13 protein-coding genes are annotated in these 14847 nt (G+C 66.0%); 2 read left to right on the top strand and 11 right to left on the bottom strand.

Translation table 11 applies throughout. From position 1 onward, the window contains the following. Positions 1-92: 92 nt before the first annotated feature. Positions 93-2249, bottom strand: coding sequence for a polyribonucleotide nucleotidyltransferase (gene pnp, locus ACQR1F_RS13060; protein ID WP_434913171.1), 2157 nt, complete (start codon positions 2247-2249; stop codon positions 93-95). On the opposite strand from pnp, the gene ACQR1F_RS13055 reads away from it, so the two are divergent. Further along, a complete protein-coding gene (locus ACQR1F_RS13055) occupies positions 2248-2400 on the top strand; it encodes a hypothetical protein (protein ID WP_315803935.1) in 153 nt (50 codons plus the stop codon). The genes pnp and ACQR1F_RS13055 overlap by 2 nt on opposite strands. A gap of 208 nt (positions 2401-2608) precedes the next feature. On the opposite strand, the gene rpsO is transcribed toward ACQR1F_RS13055, so the two are convergent. From rpsO to rimP, 7 genes are all read right to left on the bottom strand, one after another. Beyond that, the gene (rpsO, locus tag ACQR1F_RS13050) at positions 2609-2878 is read right to left on the bottom strand and encodes a 30S ribosomal protein S15 (protein ID WP_015663225.1); all 270 of its coding nucleotides are present in this window, start codon (positions 2876-2878) and stop codon (positions 2609-2611) included. Positions 2879-2880: 2 nt separating this feature from the next. Further along, positions 2881-3987 carry a tRNA pseudouridine(55) synthase TruB gene (gene truB, locus ACQR1F_RS13045; protein ID WP_434913170.1) on the bottom strand — a complete coding sequence of 369 codons (1107 nt, stop codon included), beginning with the start codon at positions 3985-3987 and terminating at the stop codon, positions 2881-2883. Continuing rightward, the gene (gene rbfA, locus ACQR1F_RS13040) at positions 3987-4403 is read right to left on the bottom strand and encodes a 30S ribosome-binding factor RbfA (protein WP_315716923.1); all 417 of its coding nucleotides are present in this window, start codon (positions 4401-4403) and stop codon (positions 3987-3989) included. The genes truB and rbfA overlap by 1 nt, the downstream gene beginning before the upstream one ends. Before the next feature lie 161 nt (positions 4404-4564). Next, on the bottom strand, positions 4565-7327 hold the full coding sequence (gene infB, locus ACQR1F_RS13035; RefSeq protein ID WP_315803933.1) for a translation initiation factor IF-2: 2763 nt from the start codon (positions 7325-7327) through the stop codon (positions 4565-4567). 77 nt (positions 7328-7404) lie between these two features. After that, the gene (locus ACQR1F_RS13030) at positions 7405-8118 is read right to left on the bottom strand and encodes an RNA-binding protein (protein WP_315803932.1); all 714 of its coding nucleotides are present in this window, start codon (positions 8116-8118) and stop codon (positions 7405-7407) included. A gap of 80 nt (positions 8119-8198) precedes the next feature. Next, on the bottom strand, positions 8199-9821 hold the full coding sequence (nusA, locus tag ACQR1F_RS13025; RefSeq protein WP_316179038.1) for a transcription termination factor NusA: 1623 nt from the start codon (positions 9819-9821) through the stop codon (positions 8199-8201). A 14-nt stretch (positions 9822-9835) separates the two neighbouring features. Further along, positions 9836-10597, bottom strand: coding sequence for a ribosome maturation factor RimP (gene rimP / locus ACQR1F_RS13020; protein WP_316179039.1), 762 nt, complete (start codon positions 10595-10597; stop codon positions 9836-9838). 424 nt (positions 10598-11021) lie between these two features. Between rimP and ACQR1F_RS13015 the strand changes: the two genes are divergently transcribed. Beyond that, positions 11022-12098, top strand: a complete 1077-nt coding sequence (locus ACQR1F_RS13015; protein WP_434913168.1) for a DUF2336 domain-containing protein — start codon at positions 11022-11024, stop codon at positions 12096-12098. A gap of 18 nt (positions 12099-12116) precedes the next feature. Here ACQR1F_RS13015 and ACQR1F_RS13010 read toward each other — a convergent pair whose 3' ends face one another. The 3 genes from ACQR1F_RS13010 to ACQR1F_RS13000 form a co-directional block, all read right to left on the bottom strand. Continuing rightward, positions 12117-12854 (bottom strand): tRNA (guanine(46)-N(7))-methyltransferase TrmB, encoded by a 738-nt coding sequence (locus ACQR1F_RS13010; protein ID WP_434884986.1) that lies wholly within the window; start codon positions 12852-12854, stop codon positions 12117-12119. Then, on the bottom strand, positions 12851-13984 hold the full coding sequence (locus ACQR1F_RS13005) for a M20 family metallopeptidase (protein WP_434884987.1): 1134 nt from the start codon (positions 13982-13984) through the stop codon (positions 12851-12853). The genes ACQR1F_RS13010 and ACQR1F_RS13005 overlap by 4 nt, the downstream gene beginning before the upstream one ends. Positions 13985-14306: 322 nt before the next feature. Next, on the bottom strand, positions 14307-14723 hold the full coding sequence (locus ACQR1F_RS13000) for a helix-turn-helix domain-containing protein (RefSeq protein WP_006615449.1): 417 nt from the start codon (positions 14721-14723) through the stop codon (positions 14307-14309). Positions 14724-14847: the final 124 nt, after the last annotated feature.

Below are 14847 nucleotides of genomic sequence, written 5' to 3'. Positions count from 1 at the left end.
CTGGGACGCGCGAGGGTGTGCGACCGATAGGACAACAAAAAAGGGCGGCTCGAAAGCCGCCCTTTGTGTTTCACTCGAAGGGTGCCCCGGCTTTACTCGCCGGCGGCTTCGCGCGCCTCGGCGGGCGCGTCCTTCTGCTTGGCCTCTAGATCCTCGCCGGTGGTCTGGTCGACCGCCTTCATGGACAGCCGGGTCTTGCCGCGGTCGTCGAAGCCGAGCAGCTTGACCTTGACCTTGTCGCCTTCCTTGACGACGTCGGTGGTCTTCTGCACGCGCTTGTCGGCGAGCTGCGAGATGTGCACGAGGCCATCGCGGGTGCCGAAGAAGTTCACGAAGGCGCCGAACTCCATCACCTTGACGACGGTGCCGTCATAGATCTGGCCGACCTCCGGATCGGAGGCGATCGACTTGATCCACTTGATGGCGGCCTTCATCGCCTCGCCGTCGTTGGAGGCGACCTTCACGGTGCCGTCGTCCTCGATGTTGACCTTGGCGCCGGTCTTCTCGACGATCTCGCGGATCACCTTGCCGCCGGTGCCGATCACTTCGCGGATCTTGTCGGTCGGGATCTTGAAGGTCTCGATGCGCGGCGCGTATTCGCCGAGCTCGGCGCGCGCGGCGGTCAGCGCCTTGGACATCTCGCCCAGGATGTGGATGCGGCCTTCGCGGGCCTGACCCAGCGCAACCCGCATGATCTCCTCGGTGATGCCCTCGATCTTGATGTCCATCTGCAGCGAGGTGATGCCGCTCTCGGTGCCCGCGACCTTGAAGTCCATGTCGCCGAGATGGTCCTCGTCGCCGAGGATGTCGGACAGCACGGCGAAGCGGCTGCCTTCCAGGATCAGACCCATCGCGATGCCCGCGGTCGGCCGCTTCAGCGGCACGCCGGCATCCATCAGCGCCAGCGAGGAGCCGCACACGGTCGCCATCGACGACGAACCGTTGGACTCGGTCACCTCCGACACGACGCGAGTCGTGTAGGGGAACTCGTGGTGCGGCGGCAACACCGGGTGGATGGCGCGCCAGGCGAGCTTGCCGTGGCCGATCTCGCGGCGCTTGGTGCCGCCGAGACGGCCGGTCTCACCGACCGAGTAGGGAGGGAAGTTGTAGTGCAGCAGGAACGTCTCCTTGTACGTCCCCGACAGCGCGTCGATGTACTGCTCGTCCTCGCCGGTGCCGAGCGTGGTCACGACCAGCGCCTGGGTTTCGCCGCGGGTGAACAGCGCCGAACCGTGGGCGCGGGGCAGCACGCCGACCTCGCAGACGATGTTGCGCACCGTCTTGGCGTCACGGCCGTCGATCCGCTTGCCGGTGTCCAGGATGTTCCAGCGGACGATCTTGGCCTCGAGCTCCTTGAACACGGCGGCGATACGGAGCTTGTCGTATTTCGGCTCCTGCCCCTCGGGGAAGAAGTAGGCCATCACCTTTTCCTTGACGGCGCCGACGGCAGCATAGCGCTGCTGCTTGATCGGAATCGCGTAGGCGGTGCGCAGGTCCTGCTCGGCGATCCCGAGCATCTCCTTCTCGATCGCGGCGTTGTCGATGATCGCGACGTCGCGCGGCTCCTTGGCGGCCTTTTCGGCGAGCTCGATGATCGCGTTGATGACCGGCTGGAAGTGGCGGTGACCGAACATCACCGCGCCGAGCATGATGTCCTCGTTGAGCTCCTTGGCCTCCGATTCCACCATCAGCACGGCGTCCGAGGTGCCGGCGACGACTAGGTCGAGCTGGGTGTCGGCCATCTCGTCGAGGGTCGGATTGAGGATGTATTCGTCATTGGCGAAGCCGACGCGGGCCGCGCCGATCGGGCCCTTGAACGGCACGCCCGACAGCGTCAGCGCTGCCGACGCGCCGACCAGCGCCACGATGTCCGGATCGTTCTCCATGTCGTGCGACAGCACGGTCACGATCACCTGGGTCTCGTTGCGCCAGGAGTCCACGAACAGCGGGCGGATCGGGCGGTCGATCAGGCGGGAGACCAGCGTCTCCTTCTCGGTCGGACGGCCCTCGCGCTTGAAATAGCCGCCGGGAATGCGGCCCGCGGCGTAGGTCTTTTCCTGATAGTCGACGGTCAGGGGCAGGAAGTCGACGCCCTCCCGCGGCGCCTTGGCGGCGACGACGGTCGCGAGCACGACGGTCTCGCCATAGGTGGCGACGACGGCGCCGTCAGCCTGGCGGGCGATCTTGCCGGTTTCCAGCTTGAGCGGACGCCCACCCCAGTCGATCTCGACGGAATGCTTGGTAAACATGGGTATCTTCTTTCATGAGATGATCGAAGGCGGACTCCCCAGAAACAAAAAAACCATGCGCAAGATTGCGGGGCGCTGGAATGCGATCAGCGGCCTGCGATCCTGCCATGGTTTTCTTATTTCGGATGGCGTCCATCCTTCTCGTAAATAACGGGCACCTTGCCCGTCACGCCCAGCGGCCGGATTGCTGCTGAAGCGTACTGCATGGTCCTGGTCGGATCAGTCGAAGAGCGTATCCGCTTCTTTCCAGATCCGGCCAGACCGCATGATCCCGGATGAGCGAACGCCGCGCGTGCGGCGTCCTCAGGATCATGTCGTCAACGCGCGCAATGACGCGCGCGCTCATTCCATAGCGAAGCTCAACGACGGATGTTGTGCTTCTCGAGCAGCGCCTTGTAGCGCGCCTCGTCGTTCTTCTTCAGATAGTCCAGCAGCGAACGGCGGGTCGACACCAGCTTCAGGAGGCCGCGGCGGGAGTGATTGTCCTTGCCGTGGGTCTTGAAATGGCCGGTCAGGTTGTTGATGCGTTCCGACAGGATCGCAACCTGCACCTCGGGAGAACCGGTATCACCGGCCTTGGTGGCGTTCGCCTTGATGATTTCCGCCTTGCGCTCTGCGGTCACCGACATCGTCAGTCTCTTTCGTTGCGACCGGAGCTGGCAGTCAGTCCGGTCAGGTTGAACACGCGCTTGGGGATGAGTTCGCCATTGCCAATTTCGGCAAGCGCCAGAAGGCGGCCTGCGACCGTGACATAGACTGTGCCGCTACTATTGGGCGCATCCCGTCCGCGCAACAAAACGGCCTGGCCCCTGTGGAGCCTTGCCGCATCAGCCCGAGTGACGGCCAGTGCCGGGATGTCGTCCAGCGCGGTCTCAACGGGCAGGAGTGCGTCGGCGAGGCTTCCCTCACCGGACGCGGCTCTATTGCACAAAGCCTCCAACTGTTCCAGCGGAATCATGTCGTTCTCGGTAAACGGACCCACCAGGGTCCGCCGGAGCGCGCTGATATGGCCGTAACAGCCGAGGAGGCGGCCCATGTCGCGGGCCAGCGCCCGGACATAGGTTCCCTTGCCGCATTCCGCCTCGAATACCGAATGGTCGGCGTCAGGCTGGTCGACGAGGGTCAGTTCATGAATCTCGACCGGGCGCGGCTGCAGCTCGACGACCTCGCCGTCGCGGGCGAGATCATAGGCGCGCTCGCCCTGGACCTTGATCGCGGAATAGCGCGGCGGCGTCTGCTCGATCCGACCGGTAAATTGCGGCAGCAGCGCCCGGATCGCCGCGGTATCCGGCCGGCTGTCGCTGGTCTCGACGACCCGTCCTTCGGTGTCGTCGGTATCGCGCTCCTCGCCCCAGGTCACGGTGAAGCGGTAGCGCTTGCGGCCGTCCATCACGAAGGGGACCGTCTTGGTGGCTTCGCCCAGCGCGATCGGCAGGCCGCCGGAGGCGAGCGGATCGAGCGTGCCGGCATGGCCGGCGCGCTTGGCCTGGAACAGGCGCTTCACCACCGCCACGGCCTGGGTCGAGGTCATGCCGATCGGCTTGTCGAGCACGACCCAGCCATGGACGTCGCGACGATCGCGGCGCGGCTGGTTGCCCTGACCGTTTCCTTGGCGCTGCTTGTTGCGCGGATCATTGTTGTCGCGCAACGGGCGTCCGTCGGCAGAATGGATCGTCTTGGCCGTGGTCGGTTCGGCGCTCGGCGCGTCGACAGTGCCGGTTTCGGGGGGAATGGTCATCAGCTCTCTTCCGAATCCGAATTGAGGTCTCTCTGCACCGCGGGTGTTCGCAGTAATTTCTCGATCCGTTCCGCTTCGTCGAATCGCTCGTCGACGCGGAAGCGGATGTCAGGTGCAAATTTCAGGTTAACGCGCCGCGCGATGTCGCCGCGCAGGAACTTCTTGTTGCGCTCCAGCGCCGTGAGCACGACGTCCGTATCCTGTCCGCCGAGCGGCATGATGTAGATCGTGGCGAGCTTCAGGTCGGGCGACATGCGGACTTCGGGCACCGTGATGATGTGTCCCTCCAGGTCCGGATCGTGCACGTCACCGTGGCTGAGAATGTCGGCGACAGCGTGACGCACGGTCTCGGCCACGCGCAACTGACGCTGCGAGCCGCCGGAAGCGGCGCTTCCCCTCTGGTGATGGCGAGGCATTTTTCAAAAAATCCAATGGATCGTCGCCCGGCGCTGACGCGGGCGAGAGGATCATTCTGATTGAGTTCAACGACGCTTCGTTAAGTTCAAGAGGCGCAGCGATTCCGCATCTGCACGGAATCGCTGCTCACTCGAATTGCAGCGCTCTGTAGGATTCGGACTTACAGCGAGCGCTGGATGGTCTCCACGCGATAACATTCGATGACGTCGCCGACACGCATGTCGCCGTAGCTCTCGAAGGCCATGCCGCATTCCTGGCCGGCCTGCACTTCCTTCACTTCGTCCTTGAAGCGCTTCAGCGTCGACAGCTTGCCCTCGTGAACCACGACGTTGTCGCGGATCAGGCGGACATTGGCGCCGCGTTCGACAGTGCCGTCGGTGACGCGGCAGCCGGCGACCTTGCCGACCTTGGAGATGTTGAACACCTCGAGGATCTGCGCATTGCCGAGCATGGTCTCGCGCAGCGTCGGCGCAAGCAGACCGCTCATCGCCTTCTTCACGTCATCCACGAGGTCGTAGATGATGTTGTAGTAGCGGATCTCGATGCCGTTGCGCTTGGCGAGCGCGGCCGCTTCCTTGTTGGCTCGCACCGAGAAGCCGATGATCGCGGCGTTGAAGCCTTCGGCCAGCGTGACGTCGGACTCGCTGATGCCGCCGACGCCGGCATGCAGGATGCGGGCGGCGACCTCCTCGGTGCCGAGCTTCTCCAGCGAGCCGAGAATGGCTTCCAGCGAGCCCTGCACGTCGGCCTTGATGATCAGCGGGAATTCCTTGCGGCCCACGGTCTTCAATTGCGACATCATCTGTTCGAGCGAACCGCGCATGCCGGAGATCGAGGCTGCCGCGTTCTCGCGCTTCTGGTGCGCGCGGTAGCTGGTGACCTGGCGGGCACGGGCTTCGTTCTCGACGACGGCGAGACGATCGCCAGCTTCCGGCGGACCGTTGAAGCCGAGCACCTCGACCGGCACCGACGGGCCTGCCTCCTGCAACGTCTCGCCCTGGTCCGAGATCAGCGCGCGGACGCGGCCCATCTCGGCGCCGGCGACGATGATGTCGCCGACCCGCAAGGTGCCGCGCTGAACCAGCACGGTGGCAACCGGGCCGCGGCCGCGATCGAGCTTGGCTTCGATCACGGTGCCCTCGGCCGGGCGATCCGAATTGGTCTTGAGGTCGAGGATGTCGGCCTGCAACGCGATCATCTCGAGCAGACGATCGAGATTGGTCTTGTTCTTGGCGGACACCTCGACGTCGACGACCTCGCCGCCCAGCGATTCGACCTGCACCTCGTGCTGGAGCAGCTCGGTGCGGACGCGCTCGGGACGGGCGTCGGGCTTGTCGATCTTGTTGATCGCCACGATCATCGGCACCTTCGCCGCCTTGGCGTGGTTGATGGCCTCGATCGTCTGCGGCATGACGCCGTCATCGGCCGCGACCACCAGCACGACGATGTCGGTGACCTTGGCGCCGCGGGCGCGCATCGCGGTGAACGCGGCGTGGCCGGGCGTGTCGATGAAGGTGATCTTCTTGCCGGAATCCGGCGCGGTCACCTGATAGGCGCCGATGTGCTGGGTGATGCCGCCGGCTTCACCCGAGACCACGTTGGCGTGGCGCAGCGCGTCGAGCAGCGAGGTCTTGCCGTGGTCGACATGGCCCATGACGGTGACGACCGGCGAGCGCGGCTCGGTGTCGGTCGAATCGTCGACGACGTCGAACAGGCCCTCTTCCACGTCCGAGGCGGCGACGCGCTTGACCGTGTGGCCGAGTTCTTCCGCGATCAGCTGCGCGGTGTCGGCATCGATCACGTCGGTGATCTTGTGCATCGCGCCCTGGCGCATCAGCAGACGGATCACGTCGACCGCGCGCTCCGACATGCGGTTCGCCAGCTCCTGGATGGTGATGGCTTCCGGAATCGTCACCTCGCGGACGAGCTTCTCCTTCTGCTCGTTGGCGGCATGGCCCTTCAGGCGCTGCGTGCGGCGGCGGAACGATGCGATCGAGCGCTCGCGCACATCGTCGGCCGTGAGCGCCGTGACCACCGTCAGGCGGCCACGCTGCTTCTGCGGACCCGGCTTGTGCGTGGTCTTCGGCGGCGGCGCGGGACGTGCGGCTCCGCCGGGACCCCTGCGGATCTGGCGCGGACCCTCATCCTCGTCCGGACCGGCGGCAACCGCCGCCGGCGCGCGGCCGAGCGGGCCGCCTGCGGCAGGACGGGCGCCGGCCGGGCGGGCGCCCGCCGGCTGAGCGCCGCCGGGCCGCGAGCTCGGACCACCAATCTGCTGCGGCCGGCTGCCCGGTGCGCCGACGGGCCTGCCGGGGGCGGGCGTCGAGCGGGCCGGTGCGGTCGCGGCGGGCTGCGGCGCGGATGTCGCCGGACGGGGCGCCTCGCCTTCACCGAACCGCTTCTTGGCCTCGAGCTCGGCCTTGCGCTTGGCTTCCTCTTCGTGACGGTGCCGCTCTTCCTCGGCCTTGCGGCGCGCCTCGGCAGCCTCGCGCTCGGCGCGTTCGGCGGCTTCGCGCTCGGCGCGGCGGCGGGCTTCCTCTTCGGCCTGGCGGCGTTCCTCGATGTCGCGCACGCGGGCGTCGGCCAGCGCGCTGGCGCGCGCCGAGCGCTCGTCCTCTGTCAGGGTGCGGAGCACGACGCCGGAGCCGCTGCGCTGTGGACCGGACGACCGCGGCCCGGACGGGCGGTTGCTCGCCGGCGGCGGCGTCGGCGCCTTGGCGACGGTCGGCTCCGGCGCGTGCGGCGCATCGGGCGCCCCATCGCCGACACGGCGCTTGGTGCCGCGCTTCTCGACCACCACCTGCTTGCTCCGGCCATGTGGGAAGCTCTGGCGCACCGTGCCAGTCTCGACGCGCGGCTTCAGCGTCAAGGTCTTGGTCGGGACACTCAGTTTCTTGTCGCCCGGAGTGTTGTTGTCGGCCATTCAGTCGTCCTAATCTCGTTTACCTGCGTGCGGGTCTGCCGCACCGTCCCATTCGTGCAATCGTCGCGTATTCGTCGCTATGTCTTCGAAGTCGAAGCAGATTTCGTGGCCGCGGTTCCGGCAATCTTGTCAGCGTCGGCCGACCGGTATCGGACCAGTGTCTGGCTGCGCGACAGGAATGTCCTGCTCGCCGGGCCTGCGAGCACGGCAGCATGTATCACATTTGAGCGCCCAAGTGCCAAATCCAATTCTGCCGAAGTGAGACAGCAGATGATCGGAATTGTCGGGGCTTGGCCCTGACCCTCGGCGTTCGGCCGCACCAGCGCGTCGAGCTTGCGGATCCCGTCGGCTGCACCGTCCGCAGCATGGACGAGGGCTGCCAAGGTCGACCGTGACTGCCGCTGCGACAGCGCCGCTTCCACCTTGGAGAAACCGGAGACGACCTCGCCGGCCTTGGCGGCAATCCCCAGCGCTTCGATCGCGCTGCGGGCCAGCAAGGCTTCCAGGTCTTCGGGAAGGGTAGGCGGGACGCGGACGTTGGTCTTGAAGCCTCGGCTGAAATGGTGACGCCGCACCGCCTCCGCAACCGCCTGGCGCGAGGCGGTGATCCACAAGCCCCGCCCCGGCAGCTTGCGCTTGATGTCGGGCACGACCTCGCCCGACGGGCCGACGACGAAGCGGATCAGCTCGCCGATCGGCCGCACTTCGCGGCTGACCGCGCACATGCGCATGGTCGCGGACTTCTCGGTCCGCGGTCCATTGTCGAGCTCGGGGTCGGCCAAAGCGAGCATGCGGTGATGCGGCTCCTCATCTCAAGCGAGCTGGGTCAGGGTGGGGGTCATTGCGGTGTCCATGGGGCGAGCCAAACGGGTCAGGCGGGCTGTCCTTCGGTCGTTTCGTCCTCATTCTCGGGCTCGGCTTCGGCCTTGGCGAGGTCAGCCTCACTGATCCAGCCGGCCTTGACGCGGGCCTGCATGACCATGGCTTCGGCGTCATCGCGGGAGACATCGAGACCGTCGAGGAAACCGGGGAATTTGGTGGCTTCGCCCCCCTCCTTGCGCTCGGTCCAGCCGACCAGATCGTCGGTGGCGCAGCCCGCGAGGTCCTCGACCGTCTTGATGTCGTTCTCGCCGAACTTGACCAGCATCTTGGTGGTGACGCCGGGCACGTCCTTCACCGCGTCCTCGACGCCGAGCTCCTTGCGCCTGGCCTCGAGCTCGGCTTCCTGCTGCTCGAGGAATTCGCGGGCGCGGGTCTGCAGCTCGGTCGCGGTCTCCTCGTCGAAGCCCTCGATGCCGGCGAGATCCTTGAGGTCGACCAAAGCGAGCTCCTCGACCGAGGTGAAGCCTTCGGACGCCAGCAACTGGCCGACGACCTCGTCGACGTTCAGCGATTCCATGAACACGCGGGTGGAATTCTCGAAGTCGGCCTGGCGGCGCTCCGATTCCTCCTGCTCGGTCAGGATGTCGATGTCCCAGCCGGTCAGCTGCGAGGCGAGCCGGACGTTCTGGCCGCGGCGGCCGATCGCCAGCGAGAGCTGGTTGTTGGTGTCGGGGACGACCACCTCGATGCGCTCGCGGTCCTCGTCGATGACGACCTTGGCGACTTCGGCCGGCGCCAGCGCGTTGACCACGAAGGTCGCGATGTCAGGCGACCACGGGATGATGTCGATCTTCTCGCCCTGCAGCTCGTTCACCACGGCCTGCACGCGCGAGCCGCGCATGCCGACGCAGGCGCCGACGGGGTCGACCGAGGAGTCGCGGGAGACAACGCCGATCTTGGCGCGCGAGCCGGGGTCGCGAGCGACCGCCTTGATCTCGACGATGCCGTCATAGATCTCCGGCACCTCCTGCGCGAACAGCTTGGCCATGAACTGCGGATGGGTGCGCGACAGGAAGATCTGCGGTCCCCGGGTCTCGCGGCGGACGTCGAACACATAGGCGCGGACGCGGTCGCCGTTGCGGAAGACCTCGCGCGGCAGCATCTCGTCACGGCGGATGATGGCCTCGCCGCGGCCGAGGTCGAGGATCACGCTGCCATACTCGACGCGCTTGACGACGCCGTTGACGATGTCGCCGATGCGGTCCTTGAACTCCTGGTACTGCCGGTCGCGCTCCGCCTCGCGCACCTTCTGCACGATGACCTGCTTGGCCGATTGCGCGGCGATGCGGCCATATTCCAGCGGCGGCAGGGTGTCCGCGATGGTGTCGCCGATCTGGGCGCCCGGGTTGGCGCGGCGCGCATCATCCAGCGAGATCTGGTTGGAGGGGTTCTCGACCTTCTCGACCACCAGCATGTGGCGCGACAGCCGCAGCTCACCCTTCTTCGGATCGATCTCGGCATGAACGTCGGTCTCGCTGCCGTAGCGGGCGCGGGCGGCCTTGGCGATCGCGTCTTCCATCGCGGCGATCACGATGCCGCGGTCGATCGACTTCTCGCGCGCGACGGCGTCGGCGATCTGCAGCAGTTCCAACCGGTTGGCGCTGACGGCCATGGCTCAAGTCTCCTCTAATCAGGATCGATCTCGCCCCTGCGCGCGCGGTCGGCAGCGAGGCGATGTTTCTTGGTGTTGGTCGGCAGCGGCTTCTTGGCCGGCTGCTTGTCTTTCAACTTCGGCTTCGGCTTGGCCTGGGCCGCCGGCTTGGCGTGCGGCGCCAGCGGCGGTGCGATGCCAAGCTCGCGCTTCTTCTCACGCTCGGCGGCCTTGCCGCGGCGCATGGATTCGGCGATCAGCTCGTCGGTCAGCACCATCTTGGCGTCGCCGATGTCGGTCATCGGCAGCACGACATCGGCATCCTGGTCCTTGGCGACGTCGTCGCGGGTGATGCGGACGCCGTCACCTTCGACGCCCTTGATGATGCCGCGGAAGCGTTTGCGGTTCTGATGCGCCACCGCCATCTCGATCTTCACGAGATGCCCGACATGGCGCTCGAAATCGGAGCGGCGGACCAGCGGCCGGTCGATGCCCGGCGAGGAGATCTCGAGCCGGTAGGCACGGTCAATCGGGTCGGCGATATCCAGCACCGGCGACAGCGCCCGCGACACCGCCTCGCAATCCTCGATCTGCATCGTGCCGTCGGGGCGCTCGGCCATCACCTGGACGGTGCAGCCGGCCTCGCCGGAGATGCGGATCCGCACCAGACGGTACCCCATTCCCTGCAGCACGGGGTCAGCCACCGCCGCGACGCGCGCCGCGACGCCCGGCTCAACGACGAGACGGGGCTCGGTCAGGAGGTCGGTGTCAGCGGTTGCGAACGTAGGTTCCGTCATCGAGGCGTCGATCGCGTGTCTTGCTTGGTTGGGCCGTCGGGCCTGTTCGATCGCGCTCACCGGACCGATCCCGCCCGTGGCGGAGCGATCCAGGTAACAAAAAAGAGCGGGTCCGGAAGGGCCCACCCTCACTACGCGATCGTATATGAGATGATGTTTGATGGCGCTCATATAGCCGCTTTGCCGCCTGACGGCAAGGGTCGTGTCGGCTCAAACGGCGCCTGGAACTGGGAATCTGCTCCGCGCCAGGAGTGCGGATCGGATCGTTTTCCCCGACCGGGAACGGCCGAATGCCGCAGGGTCTAACCCTTCATTCACCAAGATCGCTTAAAAATGAGCTGAGTTCGCGCTTTTCGCCTCCGTAGTCGTGCCGCACGGAGCGGAGCGCACGGAAACGTGTCGTGTTGCGTATCGAGTAGACGTCATGACCCCGGCAACCGCGCTGATCCCCGGCCTCGGCGGGATCGTCAGGCAGGGCCATGCTGAACGCGGCCTCGAGGCCACGCGCCGCATCGCCGACCTGTTCTTCGAGGATGCGACGAAGCTGCGTCCCGAGCACATCAATCTGTTCGACGGTCTCCTGATCGATCTGGTCCCGTTGGCGGATCTGCCGACGCGGATCGATCTGGCGGAGCGGTTGTCGCGGCTCCTCAGGGCGCCCCGTGCCGTCGTCAGCCGGCTGGCGCGCGACGACGAGGTTGCGGTGGCAGGTCCGCTGTTGCGCCGTTCGCTCGTGCTCGACGATCCCGTGCTCATCGCTATTGCGCGCGACAAGAGTCAGGGACATCTGCTCGCGATGGCAGAGCGGACGCGCCTGTCGGCCGATATGACCGATGTGCTGGTGCGCCGTGGTGATCGCGACGTGGTGCGGCGGACTGCTGCCAATGACGGCGCCGCGTTTTCCCCGCGCGGCTATGCCGCGCTGATCCACCGCGCGAGTTCAGACGGCGTGTTGACGCTCACGGTCGGCCGGCGCGACGATGTTTCCGACGATCATCTGCGACAATTGCTGGCCGGTGCGCTCGATGTCGTCAGGCGGCGGCTGTTCGATGTGGTGCCGCCGGACAAGCAGGCGAGGATCAAGCAGGCCCTCGCCGAGCTCGCCGATGCGGCACAGGCAACAGACAGCACGCGCAATTTCGTGCCGGCGCAGCGGACCATCCTGTCGCTGTATGAAGCCGGTGCCTTGGACCAGTCGGCGCTGTTCGGCTTCGCATCCGAGCACAAATACGAGGAGGTCATCGCGGCGCTCGCCGCAATGACGGGATTGAAGATCGCGACGCTCGACCGGCTCATGTCGGGCGATCGTCACGATCCGCTTCTGATCCTGGGGCGCATGATCGGGCTCGATTGGCGCACCGTGCACACACTGATCCTGCTGCGCCTCGGACCGAAACGCGTGCCGGCGCAGCGCGACATCGATGCGATCAGGGTCAACTACGCGCGCCTGCTGCCATCGACCGCCGAGCGGGTCGTCGCGTTCTGGAAGACACGGCATTGAATGCCCACGGCGCAGTGGTCAGCGCCGGCGGAAGATCAGGTAGTTGGCGACGCGGCCTTCGCGCGTCGCCTTCCGTCCGTAGCGCGTCATGGTGTAGCCCGGCCAGGGCAGACGCCAGTCGTCGGCGCGCTCGGCCGTCCAGGCGAACTCGGGCGACCGGAGCAGATGCCACAGCGTCCAGGCGCAATAGTCGGCGATGTCGCTGACGAAGCGGAACTCGCCGCCGGGCCTCAGGACGCGCGCCATCGCGGCGATCGTCGCATCCTGCACGAAACGCCGCTTCCAGTGCCGCCGCTTCGGCCAGGGATCGGGATGGATCAGGTCGATCCGCTGCAGCGACTGCGGCGGCAGCCAGGCCAGCAGTTCGGCGGCGTCGCCGGCCAGCAGCCTGATATTGCCGATGTTGTCGGCCTCGATCGCCGACAGGATCTTGGCCATGCCGTTGACATAGGGCTCACAGCCGATGAAGCCGGTGGTCGGAAACGCCTTTGCTTCGGCGGCAAGATGCTCGCCGCCGCCAAACCCGATCTCCAGCCGCAGCGCCTCGACCGGCGGATCGTACAGCGAAGGCAGCACGGCTTCCGCGGGAGCGGCGAGATCGAGCGCGAGATGCGGCAGCAGGTTGCCGACCAGGTCGGCCTGATGCGCCCGCAGCTTGTGGCCCTTGCGCCGGCCGAAGAACGAGCCCTGACCATGCAGGGCCGCGGTGTCGGTGTGATTGTCGTCGTCGACGGGCATGTTGATCGCGGTGCTCATCGCAGCGTTTGATAGAGGCGGTAGAGCAGCCTTGTCCGCGGCTCGATCGAGGAGATGTACATCTGCTCGTAATGCGTATGCGCGCCCTTGCCATCGACGCCGAGCCCATCGAGCGTCGCCGTGAACGGTGCGGTGAAATTGCCGTCGGAACCGCCGCCGGTATAGGTGTCGATCAGCTCGAAGCCGATTTCGTCGGCGAGCGATTTCGCATGCTCGAACAGGGCGGCGCCGGCGTTGCCCTTGACGTAAGGCGGCCGGTTCACCTCGCCGCTCACTTCGACCGTGACGCCATCGCTGCGCGAGGTCAGCCCCAGGATCTTGGGCAGGATTTCCTCGGCATCGGCAGGCGTCGGCAGCCGTGCGTCGACCTCGGCATAAGCTTCCTCGGCGATCACGTTCGGACGTGTTCCGCCGCGCACGACGCCGACATTCACGGTGATGCCGCGGGCGGGGTCGTTGAGCGCTTCTAGGGCGTGAATGACGTTGGCGAGTTCGCGGATCGCACTGCGTCCATCCTGTGGACGCGCGCCGGCATGCGCGGGCACGCCGCGGATCGTCACGTCGAACCGCGCCACGCCCTTGCGTCCGGTCACGATCTTGCCGCCGTCACGCGCGGGCTCGGTGACGAGGACGTATTTGGCCTTGCGGCCTTCCTCCTCGATCAGCGCGCGCGAGGTCGGGCTGCCGATCTCTTCATCCGAGACGAACAAATGAGTAATGCCGAGCGGCGATTTTTGACCGCCTGCGCAGAGTTGACGAAAGGCGTGGAAGGCGAGATACGCGCCGCCCTTCATGTCGTAGATCCCCGGACCGTACGCGACGTCGCCGTCGACCGAGAACGGCAGCCGCGCGATGAACCCGATCGGATGCACCGTGTCGAGATGGCTCAGGACCAGGATGCCAGGCTCGTCCTGTCCCCACGACGACCGTGCGACGAGGTGGTCGCCGCAGCCGTCGCGTCCGGCGATCCGTTCGATCGTGGCATCGAGCCCCCGATAACCATCCGCGACAAGGGAAGCCAGCTTGTTGACCTGATCAGGCGCCTCGGTCGGGGTCTCGATCTCGACCCATTGGCGGATGCCTTCGAGAATTGTGCGACTATCGAACGGGCTGCTGCTGCTGGTTGTCATGAGCTTTGTAAATCGTTCTCGATGGTTACGAAGTGGTAGCAGGCGGTTGGGCGCGCTGGCGCGTCGCGGGGCGGGTTGGCGGCCGGGACGCCGAAGTTCCAGGCCACATGTGCATAAAAAGATTTAGAGCGCGATAGCCTTTCCCGAAGGGGAGCCATCGCGCTCTATTGGTCGTGATCCAACCTGTCTATCGGTTCATTCGTCTGCGGAATGAAGCGTGCCCAGCGCGTCGTCCGCAAACGTGCCCCGCTGATGGCCCCCCGAGGGCGCTGACATTCCTATGAGAGTGATCACGATAGGAATGTCAGCGCCGGCGCATCAGCTAGCCTTCTTCCGGAGCTTCGCGATCAGCGATCTGCTCGACCAGGTCGACGATGCTGCGACGAAGCTTCGAATCGTGGATCCGCGTGAATGCGCGGGTCAACGCCAGTCCTTCGGAGGTCGCCAGGAAATCAGACACATAGGCGGGCGAAGCGCCTTCGCCGAAAGCTTCACCGTTGGTCCCGCCACTCGGGACCCCTTCGAACAGGAAGGAGACCGGGACCTGCAGAACCTCCGATATCTGCTGAATCCGGCTGGCGCCGACTCGATTGGTGCCTTTTTCGTACTTCTGTATCTGCTGGAACGTGAGTCCGAGAGCCTCACCAAGTTTTTCCTGGCTCATGCCCAACATGATACGGCGCATCCGCACCCGGCTGCCGACATGCTTGTCAACAGGGTTGGGCGCTTTCGTCGACATCTCTCAACTCCTTAGAATGGGCCTCGGAACGAGGCGGTCGCAGTATGCCTCAGGCGCTCACACCGTCAATTTCTGTTCGCATGTCGTACTAACGAAGACGGCCGAGCAACGAACTGGACGGCTC

Source organism: Bradyrhizobium sp. HKCCYLS3013, assembly GCF_051167615.1.
Classification (GTDB): domain Bacteria; phylum Pseudomonadota; class Alphaproteobacteria; order Rhizobiales; family Xanthobacteraceae; genus Bradyrhizobium.
The sequence above is the reverse complement of the archived record's forward strand: the minus strand, read 5'-3'. Positions and strand labels throughout refer to the sequence as shown.

Excerpts from the sequence above, each read along its gene's own strand:
- ACQR1F_RS13055 (WP_315803935.1), top strand. The coding sequence starts at position 2,248 with ATGGGTATCTTCTTTCATGAGATGATCGAAGGCGGACTCCCCAGAAAC.
- truB (WP_434913170.1), bottom strand. The coding sequence starts at position 3,987 with ATGACCATTCCCCCCGAAACCGGCACTGTCGACGCGCCGAGCGCCGAA.
- ACQR1F_RS13005 (WP_434884987.1), bottom strand. The coding sequence starts at position 13,984 with ATGACAACCAGCAGCAGCAGCCCGTTCGATAGTCGCACAATTCTCGAA.
- nusA (WP_316179038.1), bottom strand. The coding sequence starts at position 9,821 with ATGGCCGTCAGCGCCAACCGGTTGGAACTGCTGCAGATCGCCGACGCC.
- rpsO (WP_015663225.1), bottom strand. The coding sequence starts at position 2,878 with ATGTCGGTGACCGCAGAGCGCAAGGCGGAAATCATCAAGGCGAACGCC.
- ACQR1F_RS13000 (WP_006615449.1), bottom strand. The coding sequence starts at position 14,723 with ATGTCGACGAAAGCGCCCAACCCTGTTGACAAGCATGTCGGCAGCCGG.
- ACQR1F_RS13030 (WP_315803932.1), bottom strand. The coding sequence starts at position 8,118 with ATGCTCGCTTTGGCCGACCCCGAGCTCGACAATGGACCGCGGACCGAG.
- ACQR1F_RS13015 (WP_434913168.1), top strand. The coding sequence starts at position 11,022 with ATGACCCCGGCAACCGCGCTGATCCCCGGCCTCGGCGGGATCGTCAGG.
- rimP (WP_316179039.1), bottom strand. The coding sequence starts at position 10,597 with ATGACGGAACCTACGTTCGCAACCGCTGACACCGACCTCCTGACCGAG.
- rbfA (WP_315716923.1), bottom strand. The coding sequence starts at position 4,403 with ATGCCTCGCCATCACCAGAGGGGAAGCGCCGCTTCCGGCGGCTCGCAG.
- pnp (WP_434913171.1), bottom strand. The coding sequence starts at position 2,249 with ATGTTTACCAAGCATTCCGTCGAGATCGACTGGGGTGGGCGTCCGCTC.
- ACQR1F_RS13010 (WP_434884986.1), bottom strand. The coding sequence starts at position 12,854 with ATGAGCACCGCGATCAACATGCCCGTCGACGACGACAATCACACCGAC.
- infB (WP_315803933.1), bottom strand. The coding sequence starts at position 7,327 with ATGGCCGACAACAACACTCCGGGCGACAAGAAACTGAGTGTCCCGACC.